General features: G+C 63.9%; 9 protein-coding genes. 7 read left to right on the forward strand and 2 right to left on the reverse strand.

Going from position 1 to position 12,857, the window contains the following annotated elements; translation table 11 throughout:
• Nucleotides 1-212 precede the first annotated feature (212 nt).
• The 6 genes from LZC95_20090 (at nt 213) to LZC95_20115 (ending at nt 7,543) form a co-directional block, all read left to right on the forward strand.
• Nucleotides 213-1,172: a hypothetical protein gene (locus tag LZC95_20090; GenBank protein WXA99109.1), complete on the forward strand. Its 960-nt coding sequence runs from the start codon at nt 213-215 to the stop codon at nt 1,170-1,172.
• A gap of 53 nt (nt 1,173-1,225) precedes the next feature.
• The gene (locus tag LZC95_20095) at nt 1,226-2,776 is read left to right on the forward strand and encodes a hypothetical protein (GenBank protein ID WXA99110.1); all 1,551 of its coding nucleotides are present in this window, start codon (nt 1,226-1,228) and stop codon (nt 2,774-2,776) included.
• 124 nt (nt 2,777-2,900) lie between these two features.
• Entirely contained in the window at nt 2,901-4,427 is a 1,527-nt protein-coding gene (locus tag LZC95_20100) for a LysM peptidoglycan-binding domain-containing protein (protein ID WXA99111.1), read from the forward strand.
• On the forward strand, nt 4,424-5,626 hold the full coding sequence (locus tag LZC95_20105) for a hypothetical protein (protein ID WXA99112.1): 1,203 nt from the start codon (nt 4,424-4,426) through the stop codon (nt 5,624-5,626). Before LZC95_20100 ends, LZC95_20105 begins: the two co-directional genes overlap by 4 nt.
• 202 nt (nt 5,627-5,828) lie before the next feature.
• Nucleotides 5,829-6,437 (forward strand): SUMF1/EgtB/PvdO family nonheme iron enzyme, encoded by a 609-nt coding sequence (locus LZC95_20110; protein WXA99113.1) that lies wholly within the window; start codon nt 5,829-5,831, stop codon nt 6,435-6,437.
• A gap of 275 nt (nt 6,438-6,712) precedes the next feature.
• Nucleotides 6,713-7,543, forward strand: a complete 831-nt coding sequence (locus tag LZC95_20115) for a VCBS repeat-containing protein (GenBank protein ID WXA99114.1) — start codon at nt 6,713-6,715, stop codon at nt 7,541-7,543.
• Nucleotides 7,544-7,717: 174 nt separating this feature from the next.
• On the opposite strand, the gene LZC95_20120 is transcribed toward LZC95_20115, so the two are convergent.
• Nucleotides 7,718-8,320, reverse strand: a complete 603-nt coding sequence (locus LZC95_20120; GenBank protein ID WXA99115.1) for a hypothetical protein — start codon at nt 8,318-8,320, stop codon at nt 7,718-7,720.
• 959 nt (nt 8,321-9,279) lie between these two features.
• Between LZC95_20120 and LZC95_20125 the strand changes: the two genes are divergently transcribed.
• Nucleotides 9,280-9,990: a hypothetical protein gene (locus tag LZC95_20125; GenBank protein WXA99116.1), complete on the forward strand. Its 711-nt coding sequence runs from the start codon at nt 9,280-9,282 to the stop codon at nt 9,988-9,990.
• A gap of 896 nt (nt 9,991-10,886) precedes the next feature.
• Here LZC95_20125 and LZC95_20130 read toward each other — a convergent pair.
• Nucleotides 10,887-11,210 carry a hypothetical protein gene (locus LZC95_20130; protein WXA99117.1) on the reverse strand — a complete coding sequence of 108 codons (324 nt, stop codon included), beginning with the start codon at nt 11,208-11,210 and terminating at the stop codon, nt 10,887-10,889.
• Nucleotides 11,211-12,857 lie beyond the last annotated feature (1,647 nt).

Below are 12,857 nucleotides of genomic sequence, written 5' to 3' on the forward strand. Positions count from 1 at the left end.
ATATAGGGGCACGAGGCGGACGAAGGTCGACATTGTGGAGCTCCACAGCCATGGTGGTTGCTCAAGAACCTCGGAAGGGAGATGGTAGTTTGCGAAACGTGCGATGCATCTTGGTCGGCCTGGTGGTCCTGGCTGGCTCCCGAGCGGCCGTTGCTCAGTCAACGCCATCCAAGGCCGATATCCAAACGGCGCGGACCCTCTTCTCCGACGCGATGGCTGATGAAGACGCGCAACGATGGCGGGAGGCACTTGGAAAGCTGGAACGCGCTGGCGGGATCAAGCTGACCTCGGGAATCCTCACCCACATCGCGGTGTGCAAAGACAACCTTGGCCGCCTCCTCGAAGCCCTAAGCGACTACGAGAAAGCGGGGCAGATGGCCCAGGCCGAGCGCAACAAGGAAGTCCTCAACACGGTGAAGGAGCGGCTGCCGAGGCTGCGCGCTCGAATCCCCTCGATCAAGGTGACGACACCCGAGCGCGAGGGGCTCGAGGTGGAAGTTGAACGCGTCTTGCAGAACAGCGGGGGCGAAATGTATCTCACCCTGGGCACCCTTCCTCGATCGGCGGAGGGAGATTTTCGCCTCCAAGTCGATCCCGGGCAGTACGTGGTGATCATCCGGGCTCCGCACACGGAGCCATATCGCACGAAACAACAGGCCTCCGAGGGTCAAGTTGTCAGCATCGAAGCCGCTCTCGAGCCCGAGCGGGTCGCGCAGCCCGCTCCCGTGACGAAGCCCCTTTCGCCAGCTCCGCCCGTTGAACACGAGCGTGAGCACTTTTGGACGACCCGAAACACGGTGGCGATCGCGCTGGTCGGTGCAGGCGTGATCGGCATCGCGGGAGGCGTCGGCTTCGGGCTGGCCGGGCAATCGGACAAGAATGAGGTGGAGCGCCTGCGCGCTCAGCTTCCTCCATCGGCAACACCGTCGCAATGCTTTCAGCCAACCGGCCCTGTGAGTGACACCTGCGCGCAGCTCGCGGACGCGATCAGCTCTCAGAACACAAAAGCCGATATGTCCCTCGGATTCTACATCGGAGGAGGCGCGCTCTTGGCGGCAGGTGCCGCGACGTGGCTCCTTTGGCCAAAAGCGAAATCCACCACGCAAACGGGTTACCTCGCGCCCGTTGTTGATTTTCATAGCCGGTCTCTCGGTGTGCAAGGAGCGTTTTAATGGTTTCGGTCCGCACAACATCGATCGCGTCGCTGGCTGCCATTTTCGCTGCGATGGGGGTGTTACCGCTGGCGTGCGTTGGGAAAGCGGATCCCTTGCCGGACGAGCCCCCTGCAACGGGGCAGCCTCCCGGCCCACAGGGATGCCCCACGGCGTTCCCTGTCGACGACGCGACGGGGATTGCGGACGGCTGTGGGGTGTTCGTATCCGCATCCAGGGGGCAAGACGCCGGAGATGGCTCGCAATCGCGACCCCTCAAGAGCCTTCAAAAGGGCATCGATGTGGCGAAGGTGAGCGGTAAGCGTGTCTACGCGTGCGCCGAGACCTATCCCGAGCAGATCGTGCTGGCCGCAAATCTCTCCATGTTCGGCTACTTCGATTGTGGCTCGCCTTCTTGGAAGACGGGTGGTTTGAAAGCGAAGATCGCGCCTTCTGCGAGTCCAGTGATTAAAGCGACGGGGATTCGCAATGCCCGCGTGGAAGGATTCGAGGTCGTGGCTCCGGACGCGGCGGACGGAAGCTCGGTTGGCATCACGGCCGCATCATCGGAGATCCACATGGCCAGTTCCACCATTCGTGCCGGCAAGGGCGGCAAGGGCGCGGACGGCGCCGACGGCGCGCAGCTCACGCTGGCCGATGGTTCCCAAGGAGAAGCCGGGCTCGCGGGCGAGGAGTGCTGCGCCTACCGCGACCCAAGTACGAACAATTGCGACAGCCGGTGGCACGATGCGAAGGTTGCCAACCATCGCCGGCCTAGGAACGGCGGTGCCGGGCAATGCGTCGGCCCAAATTCCACGTCGAGGGCCTCGTCGCCCGGCGGTCCTGGAGGCCGAGGCGGACTTTATTACAACAACGGCGACAACTGGGTAATCCTCGCGGGTGACGACCCCGCGCCAGGTGAAGCCGCCAACGCGTCGCACGCGCAGGGCGGAGCGGTCGAGAGCAACGCCAGCCTCGCGCCTGGAAGTGAGGGCGCGTCGGGCAAGACCGGCACGAGCGGTAGTGAAATCGGTGGACTATCGGCCGATGGTACCTACCTCCCGAGCGACGGAACGCCCGGAACGGATGGTGCGCCGGGAATCGGTGGAGGCGGTGGCGGTGGTCGCGGTCCCCAGGGGACCCCCGCGCTGCAACAAAAGCACTGCAGCGCAGTGGGGGCTGGTGGGGGAGCTGGCGGATGCCCTGGGCTGGCCGGCGCCCCCGGACGAGGGGGCGGAGCAAGCATCGGCATCATCTCGACGGATAGCTCCATCGATTTGACCGATTGCATCGTGGCGGCAGCCGACGGCGGCGCCGGCGGAAAGGGAACGAACGGAAGTCGCCGCACCAATGGTGGCGCTGGTGGTGTCGCTGGGAGCACCGGGGGCCAGTTTCCCGGCCTGGCGGGTGCGCAGGGTGGCCCGGGGGGGCTGGCTGGCGCGAGTGGTAGTGGTGGCGGCGGCCCCTCCATCGGAATTGCCTTCCGTGGAACCGCGCCGATTCTGTTGCGTTCGTCGGTGACGGTCGGTGCCGGCGGCCCAGGCGTACCAGAGGTCGCTGCCGACGGGCGTCTAAGCATACCGCCATCGAAGAAGGGACTCTCCGTGGAGATGCGGTCTTTCTGACCCAACTCGGCTGAATCCGGAGAGAGCAACCGTCACGGCACACGCGCGGCGTGGCGGTTGGCCAACGTTGGCGCTATGCACGCTCCTCAAGGGCGTGTCGGTGACGGGATGACGGGGAAGAGAAATGTTCTTTTCGCGAGTAGGCTTCTTGGACGGACCTTGGGAGTTCTACAGGCTACCTGGAGGCGAGGACTATCGCATCACGCCCGCATCGATCAGTGCGTCGTTTAGCCCCGAATCCAGCCCCTTCGAGGGCGAGCGTCGGATGGCGGCAATCACGTTCTGGTGCTTCAACGAAAGTGTCGCGCCCGATCCGTCGGTGGTGGACGGCCTACTCGAAATTCATCAATGGGTAAAGCCAAACGCTCGGCGCGTGCGAGCGCGGGACGTCCTGCGTGAGTGGCGGCATCGCGACTACCTTCACGAGGTGGCCCGCGATCTTCGTTGCGCGGTGAAGACGGGGCTCCTACGGGTGGAGCTCATCCCCCGATACGGGATTGCGTTCTCGAGGGACAAGACGCCGTCCGAGCGCCCACCCGAACAAGCGAAAGGCGAGGCCAGCGACTGGGTCGCATTCCGCCTTGTCGACCAGGATGGTGAGCCCGTCGCGCGCCGGCGATTCGTGCTGACCGGAGCCGACAAGGACGAGCGCCAAGGGGTGCTGACGTCGGCGGGCCGCGAGCGATTCGAGCGAATGGCCCCCGGGGAATGCAAGCTTGTCTTCGGCGACTTTGACGTGAGTGATTTCAGCGAGCCGCGCGCTCTCGCGGGCAAGCAAGCCGAGGATACCGAGCTGGTCAAGAGCGAAGGCGCGGCCGAGATTCATGTGGTGAAGTCCGAGGACACGCCCTGGAGCATTTCCGGGAAGTACGGCTTCGAGAATTTCGAGACGATTTGGAATGCGGCGGAGAACAAAGGGCTTCGCGAGAGGCGCGCGAACGCACAGGGGCTGGCTGCGGGCGACGAACTCGCCATCCCGGAAAAGAAGCCGAAGACGCTCACGCTGGCCACGGCCAAGGAAACGTCCTTTACCGTGTATCTGGCGAAGCGGCAGGTGCGCCTCTGGCTGCTGGATCATGAGGGCCAGCGCGTTCCTGTGGGTACGCCGTACCGATTCACCGCGGGCACGGTCGTCCGCGACGGGAAGACGGTGGATGCGCCGGACGGGAAGGGCGGGAGCATCCTCATCGAAGAACGGGTTCCCGCCCATCTCGAGCGGGCGTTCGTCGAGTGGGGGACGAGGCAACCGAGCGAGAAGTCTTCCGCCGCCGATCCCAAGGACCAGTGGCTCAAGCGCGGCATCGAAGCGCTCGCCGCGGATTCGCCGTCGCCCTTCATTCTTGGGTCCACGGACTCCAAGTCCGCGACTGGCTTCCCATACGCAGGATACGTCAACCTGCAAATTCTTGACGGTAGCGTTGTATTGGACGCTGCCGTGGAGGGCCGTCTGCGAAACCGCGCGCTTTTTCTCGGCGATACGCGCATCAGCTTGGCCCTATTCGCACGGGAATATGGAATAGCGTCTGGCACCGAGGAAGAGGAATTGCGAAAAACGCTCCGGAACGTTCACCGTGATGGAGAGCCGAGCAGAATCGACACTTCCGGGTACGGCGACTGGGTTCCACCCGATTCCGAAGAGATGCCGGCATGAGCGATGACGCAAAAAGCAACGCGGTAACCGCCACGGTTGGCCCGCAATACCCCGATTGGCTAACCGAGACCAAGGAGATGGGCGAGAAACCATTTCGCAAGGAAACCGTGAAGCTCTATGGCTTCAACTTCCTCGGACGTCCTTTCGCTTCCGGCGTGAATGACGAACTTCTCCAACGGCTCCTGGTCGTCCAAAAGAAGATGTACGATCTGGCAAAGGTCGAGCTCGAAAAGCCAGATAAGGATCTGACGCAAGAGGAATTCACAGCGTGGGTGTGGCTCGGCCAAAATCCGGTCTGGCTCGACAAAGGCGCCATCGAAGCGCACGTCGGATTCCGGAACGGTGATGGATTCCACGCAAGTGGGTCCGCGGTCGACATCAATCTGTTGTTCAACCCATATATTGCTCTTCGAAAAGGCGATCAGTATGGCGGCGAAGGCCATACGATCCCCGACTCGCTGAAGTTTCGCAAGATGCGTGAACTCGACCAAAAGAAGGAGCTTCCCGCGGACGACAACGACCTTCGTGCGTTGCTCGTCGCCAAGAAACAGGTGGCCAAAGCGCTGGAAGCGCAGGCATCCCGCGATATCCTAACGCGGCTGGTTTGGAAGCCCGGCGTGGATGTTTATGACCGCGCGTATTCCCTCTACTACGGCACACCTGCCGATGTGAAGGACGACCCTAAGGGGACGGCCATCGAAGACACCGTGAAGCGCTTTCAACGCGTACATTTCGCGTTGATGCTCTACTTCGGATACGTCTTCCAGCGCACCAAGCAGCGCACGTTCGACGAATTCTCCGCCCTCTTCTTAGCAAGCTACGATGGCAACAACGGTATTCATCCGGAAGCTTCCGGCCCCGGGGGGAAAGGATTGCTGTCCGAGGCGATGGCCGGCGACCAGGATGGCACTCTCCACGCGATGTACGACCAGATTGTCCGCGATCGCGACAACATCCGCCTCGTGACGGTCGTAGGAAAGGTTACGATCACCGACGACGGCAAAGACGGAATCGCCACGCTGCCGGGTGGGACGCAGCGGGATCCGACCCGCGGCATCATGAACCTGCGCGGGGAGCTCATCGTCGAGCTCGTACAAACCGCCAAACTTCGCTGGGGGGGCGTGATGTTCGGAGCCGTTGGCACCTACGGAAGCGGCGACATGATGCATTTTGATCTAGGCACTCATCTTGGAAAGTGACGTCATGAACCCGACTCGTTGGACCGCATTACTGTTTCCTTTCGCATTGTCGTGCCGTTCCGGGGGCCAGACCGATACCCCGTCGCAACCCGCTCCCATCGCCGTGCCCGTGCCCGCTGCGGCTTCCCGTAGTTCCGAAGCGGTATCGAATGGCGCCGACGCAGGGCGTTCCGAGTCGAGCGCGAGCGCCTGCCCACCCGACATGGCTACCGTTGAGGTGGGAGGAGGAAGTTCGGCAGCAGGGCGCCCCGAGAAAGCATTCTGTATCGACCGGACCGCCGTCTCAGCGAAGCAATACAGGGAATGCCTCGAAAAGGGCAGTTGCACTCGCCTCGGCAAAGCGACGGTCCCCGCATCCGGACCATCGTCCGACTTTTGTGTCTACGGGCACTACGAATACGATCCGGCGCCCATTAACTGCGTAACATGGGCCCAAGCGAAGACGTTCTGCGAGGCGCGCGGCAAGCGCCTCCCCACGGAAAAGGAGTGGCGGTGGGCTTCGAGCCGCGACGCAGATGCGAGGCGCAGCGGAAAAGCAAGCGCGATTTGCTGGAACCGCTTCGACTTGGGCGGGCCATGCCCGTTCAACGAAGACGACAAGGAGCGGCAGGACCAAGTCGGTCTATGGCGCGCCGCTGAGACCCTTCGTGAATGGTCTGCGGACGCGCGTTCGGGGACCGCTCGAGAGCGAAGGATCGTCGGCGAGACACCGGACCCCACACCCGGTGAACAACATCAATCGAAGTACGATTGGGAAGGACTTCCGGAATCGGCGGCCTCGGTGAACGTCGGGTTTCGGTGCGCGAAATAGAGGGACCGACGCGTCAAACTGAGATGAGGTCATGGTACTCGAGATCTCCTTTCGTCATTTCGGCGATTGGGCTTTTCAGCGCGGCCACGGTCGCGTGTTCTTCGCCGCCGGCGGCATCGCCTGCCGAGGCCACCGCTCCTGCGCCGAGCTCCCAAGGCCCCGCAGGCGCGAGCGGTATCGGGTCGGGGCCTCGGGGCGATGCGGCTTGTGGTGTGTCTAAGGAAGAGAGCAAGGCTACGGTCTTGCATGCACGCCTGGGCGCAGGGGAGTCCCGGTTGGTGGAGCAATTTGGCGGCTGCTGGTCGGATAAATCCGGCGCGTGGTCGTTCGTCCTGGAGCGATTGTGCCGGGCACCCTCTGACGTGAGCGAGGCGACATCGGTCGCGTGGCTTGGTCGATGGGTCCTTAACTACGAGTCCGGCTCGAAGCCCGCCCTCCGCTATGCCCCGAATGCCGCAGCTGCAAGCAGTCTGTCAAATACCTGCATCGGCTCGACGGAGCATCCTGGAGATATTGCGGTAAAAGATCTTAGCGAGCTGCGGATCACGGCACCGAAGGTGTTCGACTACGACGGGGATGGGCGCGCCGAGTTTCTGCTGCGCGCCACCTCGAGCACGCTTGAGGATCGGCGAGACGGCATCGAATCCGAGGAGTACCGCATCGAGGAACTGCTCTCGGCGGGAAGCGGAAAAATCGAGCCCTACGCGCCGGCGGTCAAGATCCTCGGAACGTCACGTTTGATCGATATTCGCGATGTCGATAACGACGGCCGCCCGGACCTGCTCTTCACGTACAAGGCACTCCCGAGCGGTCTACCGCCTCACCGCGTCGCTCACAGCCTGCCGGACGGCACATTCGCCTTGGACGCTGCGGCGGTGATCGCCGAGCGAGACCAATGTGCGAACGTGGCCCGTCTACTTCCGGTACTGAAATCCGACGGAAAGGTAGACCATAGCGAAACAGAAACAGCCTTTGCGTGCGCAATCGTCGCCGGGGAGAAGCCTGCGGACGTACACAAGCGCCTCAAGCAAGGATGCGCAAAGAACGATTGTGGCGCAGCGGTGAGCACGTTGCAGGAGATCGTCGCTCGGCAGGGTTTGAAGTAAGCGATGGCATGGCGACTCGGCAGCCCACGGCAAACACGCTCGACACGGCAATCGGCAGAACGCGCCTTATCCAGCCACCACGAGGACGGCGAACGACGGGCCGCAGGGAACGGAGGCGCAGGGACCGGGTCATCGTTGCCATCTCCTTCGGATTAACGCGCAACGAGGTTGCGTCTATTCGACCCGCGGAGCGGTGCTGACCGAAGCATCGGAGTCCCGCTTTTCCGAGAGAACGACGGTGACCGTCTCGCCCACTCGAACGTTCACGGCGCGCTCGATGCGCTGCGCTGCTGTTTCTGCCACGACGACGTGACCACCTAGGTCCAGCTCGACAGACTCGTTGATGGCGTAGCCGACTGGAAACGGCTTGCCGTCGATGAACAGCCGCGCGCCCTGCGGTGCTTGAATCTTCACGAGCCCGAGTACCTTCCGGGCGTTCTCGAGTTTTCCACGGGCTTCCGTCTTCCGTTCGGGCGTAGCGGCGGGGTCCGCCGATGCGAGGTAGACGTGGATGTTGCGGGTGGCCTCGAGCGTCCTTCCCACTTTCAGCTGCGTTTGAAAGAGATTCCAGAGGATCTTCGCGCTCGGGTAAATCGCGTACGCTTGGGTGAACGAGCTGAGTGCGCCGTCCATGTCGCCGGCGTTGTATCGCCTGATACCCTCTTCCTGACGCTTCTGCGCATCGATGCGCGGATCGGCGGCGCCGCAGGGGACGGCCGACGCCGTGAGCGCACAGGCGAGAAATACCGTGGTGAGCGAGATGCGGATTCGTTTCATCGCCGCGGGGAGTCTATCGCACTTGACGATAAGCGCGGCACGATGGGGAGCGCCTTTCCTATTGCCTCGATGTCGATGTAACACCCGCCCTGGGCGCGAGCGTAGCCTCGACGTCACACGGCGCGAAAACAGCATCTTCCGGCCAGGCCGAATCCTTCATTGCGTGACCGCGCTTAGGCGTTCGCGACCTTGGAGGACGGAGTCAAGTCAGCAGCGGCGACGCGGGAGCTTGCCAGATTCGACGACGCTTTCGCGGGTCGTCGGGGGCGGCTCGCGGCGCAAGGGTGGTCGATTTTCCTGAACGGAAATGGAGCCGTGGTCGAAGGAAGTGCAAGATGCTCGCGATGAAGACGTATGACCTTTCCTTGCCCCAGCGCGCTCGCCCTGGCCGGGCCCTCGCTCTTGCACTCGCCGCGGCGTCCGGCTTTACGGGAATGGGGCTCGCGTGCGGAGGCTCCGATTCCACGCCCGCAGCGGATGCTGGCACCGACCGCGGTATCATCCAGCCTCCACCGCCGCAGGGCGACGCCAGTGCGGAACCCTCGATTCGCTTGTCTGTGGGGCGGGCGACCATTTGCGCGACCCGGAACGATACCGTGAAGTGTTGGGGCACAAATCGCGCCGCGCTGCTTGGGCAAGGCTCCGAGGATGATCTGCCGCACCCTCCACCGGGGAATCCGCTGCCTGGAACGTGGAGGACGATGCCAAGCATCGACGGCCATGCGTGCGCCGTTACCGCCGCGGGGGAGGTATCGTGCTGGGGCGACAATGCGCACAGTGAGACCGGTGCCCAAAACGCTCCTGACGGGGGAACGGTGACCCGGACACCGTCCGTCGTTAGCGGCACCCAAGGCGCGTTGCTGGTATCGACAGGGGGAGGCTTCAGTTGTGCCGCCTTTGAGACAAAGGTTTCATGTTGGGGGGACGCTAACGACGGCCGGATCGGACCGTCTCCTGGTGTGCAAACGACGCCGACGCCGAACCTCGTGCCGGGACTCGAGGGGGTCGCAACCTTGGAGTCGGGGGCCGCGTTTTCCTGCGCGCGCAAGCACGATGGGACGATCTGGTGCTGGGGGTCCGCAGGCCAGGCCCAAATCGGCATTCCGGAAGGGAGCTCGGACGCCGGCGGAGACAACGAGCGTCATCCGATCCCGCGGCAGGTCGCCTGGCTCAGGGATCCGCGGTCACTTGCCGTCGGATCCTCCCATGCGTGCGCAGTGCTTGCCGATAGGACGGTCGCCTGCTGGGGCGATAATTCGTCCGGCCAGCTTGGGCACGATCCTCAGCTCGATCCATCGTGCGGCAGCGGTCACGAATGCAACGGCAAGCCGACGGTGGTGCCGGGCTTGGCGTCAGTTCGAGAAGTCGCGCTCGGCGGCATTAATTCATGTGCCGTCCGCGACGATGATACGGTTTGGTGCTGGGGGACGAACACCAACGGCGTTCTTGGGCACGATCCCGCGCTCGATGGCCCCGGTTCCATGGCGTTTACGCCTACGAAGGTGGCGGGGCTGTCGAACATCGCCCATATCGCGGTTTCTGGAAACTTCGCCTGCGCGGTCGGGCGGGACGACACGGTTTGGTGCTGGGGCGCCAATTCGTATGGCGTCCTCGGCCTTGCCGATGGGAGCACGTCGACGCATACGCCAGTGCAACTCTCTGGCCTTTGAGCTGGAGTGGACGACGCCTTCGCACCACGAGAGAGAAACCTCCGCCGTCGCGAGTATCCGGCCTTGATGCCCCTTCGCGAGCACGCGACGTCTTCAAGTCCGGCCGCTCTGCGATTATACGACGGGTAGCATGGCACCGCCGCCAACGCCTCAGCTGTTGCGCGATGTCCAGCTCGCAGAGATTTTTGGCTGGTCCACCGAGCGCGTGCGCGAACGGTTGGCTTCCGCTCGGGCTGCCAAGCGCCGGCATCTTTACGATTGGTGGTCCGTACGAGAGCTCGTCTCCCCGGGGCTCTTGGCATCGAGCAAGACGCGCTGTCTCGCCATTCGGACGTCCGATGAATGGTTGGCGGGTTACCCGGAGTTGGTGGAGCAGTGGCACGCCGAAAAGAACGGCGGGATCCTTCCTTTCGAGCTGCGCTATCGCTCGAACCGGCGATGCTGGTGGCGCTGTGCCCTTGGGCACGAATGGCAGGCCCTTGTAAGTGAACGAACACGCGGCTCAGACTGCCCTACGTGCTCGAATGACCGCCGTAAGGAGCGCAAACCCTCCTCGGGCGATTCTCTGCAAGAACGGCATCCGGGGATCGCTGTCGAGTGGCACCCGACCAGCAACGGCTCCGTGACTCCTCTCGATGTCCGCGCGCAATCCCATCGTCGGGTGTGGTGGAAGTGCCCGACCTGCAACAGCGATTGGCGAGGGACCGTTGCCAGCCGAGCCCTCAAGAAGATGGGCTGCCCGGCGTGCGCCGCGAAGGAAAGAGGCGCGCAACGAGCGCGCGCGAAGCCCGAGAACTCGCTGGCAACATGTGCACCGAACGTTACAGCCGAGTGGGATCAGGCCGCCAACGGCTCGCTCACCCCCGACGATGTCAATGTCGGCACACGGCGCAAGGTCACATGGACTTGCGCAACGTGCGCCCGATCATGGGTCGCGTCGGTTGCGGCCCGCGCAAGGGTAGGGCAGGGCTGCCCGTGGTGCGCTCGAGAGCGCCGAACAGGCCCACGTCCGCCCCGACCTGAAAGCTCGCTCGCCGCGTGTGCCCCACGTGTGGCGCGGGAATGGGATCACGAAAAGAACGGAGATCTCCGCCCAGAAGATGTATCGCGGGGCTCGAAGCTTGTCGTGTGGTGGCGGTGTTGGAAGGCGCACGCGTGGCGAGCGGCCATCGACCATCGAACCGTTCAGGGAAGCGGATGTCCCCTTTGCCCTCGCGCACGGCCGGGGAGGACCACGCCCGCTTTTGACGAGTCGCTGGCGGCGCGGGCCCCCGAGATCGCCGCCGAGTGGGATCACGAAAGGAACGGAGGGCTCTCGCCGGCGACCGTGTTCGCGAATTCCAAGCGTCATGTCTGGTGGCGTTGCAACTGCGGGCACTCCTGGCAAGAAGCAATCAATAAACGTGCGCGGAGCGGCTGCGCAGCGTGCGCCATGCCGAAACGAGACGTGCGGCGGGAGGAATCTCCTGCGGTGCTCGCGCCTAGCGGTGCGCAGCTCCCCGAAGATTCCTTGGGAACCTTCGCTCCCGAGATCGCGAGCGAGTGGCATCCCGAAAGGAACGGTGCGCTACGGCCTTCGGACGTATCACGAGCTTCCAGACGTGTCGTGTGGTGGCGCTGCTCGCGCGGGCACGAATGGCAGGTGGCGGTATCCCAGCGGACGGCCCACCGAACGAGATGTCCGGCTTGCCCACGCATGCCGGCCCCCAAGCAGTCGCTGGCCCAGCGCGCACCCGACATCGCAGCCCAATGGGACCACGACCAGAACGCTGGTCTCTCACCGGAAGCGGTCTTCGGGGGCTCCAAGCAGCGCGTTTGGTGGCGATGTGCGCAAGGGCATTCCTGGCAAGCCGCGGTGCGCGAGCGCGTGGGCCGCGGAAGGGGGTGTCCCCGCTGTCGCACTGGCCCATCGGCGGAGAAATCGCTGGCGATGCAAGCACCGGAGATTGCGAACGAATGGGACGCTCGGAGGAATGGCACGCTAACGCCCCTCAACGTGTTCAAGGATTCCAAGCAGCGCGTTTGGTGGCAGTGCGCGCGTGGGCACTCGTGGCAGGCCGAGGTCCATTCCCGCACGCGCACGAACGCAACCGGTTGCCCTCGCTGCAATCCTGGCAACCGCGCTCCGGCGGACTCCCCGTCCCGGTTCTAGAATGCCTTGGACCGGTTCGTCCCCTAGGTCGCAAGCGAATGGCTTCCCGAAATGAATGGTGACAGGTCGCTGCAGACAAAGCATCCAAGGGTCGCGGCCGAATGGCATCCCACCGCCAATGGCCAACTGACACCGCGGGATGTACCCCCGCACTCGCATCATCGTGCCTGGTGGAGGTGCCCGGCCTGCGAGCATGAGTGGCAAACAGCAGTCGGCAACCGCATCTCGCGCGGCAGCGGGTGCCCGGCATGCGCCACCAAACAAAGGGCCGCGCGACGTGGCAGCGCAAGCCCAGAAAATTCGCTGGCCATGCGGGCCCCAGCGATCGCAGCAGAGTGGGACCAGGCCGCCAACGGGACGCTCACGCCGGCCGATGTAAACGTCGGCGCGCAACGCAAGGTTTCGTGGAAATGCGCCAAGTGCGCCCGTACTTGGGTAGCGGCAATCCACCAACGCACGGTCAAGGGTAGCGGGTGTCCGGGATGCGCGAGGGAGCGCCAAACCGGCCCGCTTCGTCCACGCGCCGCGAACTCTCTCGCCACCTTCGCACCGGACCTTGCGCGTGAGTGGCACCGCGAACGAAACGGCGCTCTCTGTCCAGAGAGCGTATCCCGTGGCTCGAAGGTCGTCGTGTGGTGGTGCTGTTCGCACGGCCACGAGTGGAAGGCCGCGATCTACAGCCGTACGGGCCAAGGAACGGGGTGCCCGGAGTGCG

Source organism: Sorangiineae bacterium MSr12523 (assembly GCA_037157775.1).
GTDB classification, from domain to species: domain Bacteria; phylum Myxococcota_A; class Polyangia; order Polyangiales; family Polyangiaceae; genus Pendulispora; species Pendulispora brunnea.

Coding starts and splice junctions, on each gene's coding strand:
- LZC95_20090 (WXA99109.1), top strand. CDS start 213: ATGGCTGATGAAGACGCGCAACGATGGCGGGAGGCACTTGGAAAGCTG.
- LZC95_20095 (WXA99110.1), top strand. CDS start 1,226: ATGGGGGTGTTACCGCTGGCGTGCGTTGGGAAAGCGGATCCCTTGCCG.
- LZC95_20100 (WXA99111.1), top strand. CDS start 2,901: ATGTTCTTTTCGCGAGTAGGCTTCTTGGACGGACCTTGGGAGTTCTAC.
- LZC95_20105 (WXA99112.1), top strand. CDS start 4,424: ATGAGCGATGACGCAAAAAGCAACGCGGTAACCGCCACGGTTGGCCCG.
- LZC95_20110 (WXA99113.1), top strand. CDS start 5,829: ATGGCTACCGTTGAGGTGGGAGGAGGAAGTTCGGCAGCAGGGCGCCCC.
- LZC95_20120 (WXA99115.1), bottom strand. CDS start 8,320: ATGAAACGAATCCGCATCTCGCTCACCACGGTATTTCTCGCCTGTGCG.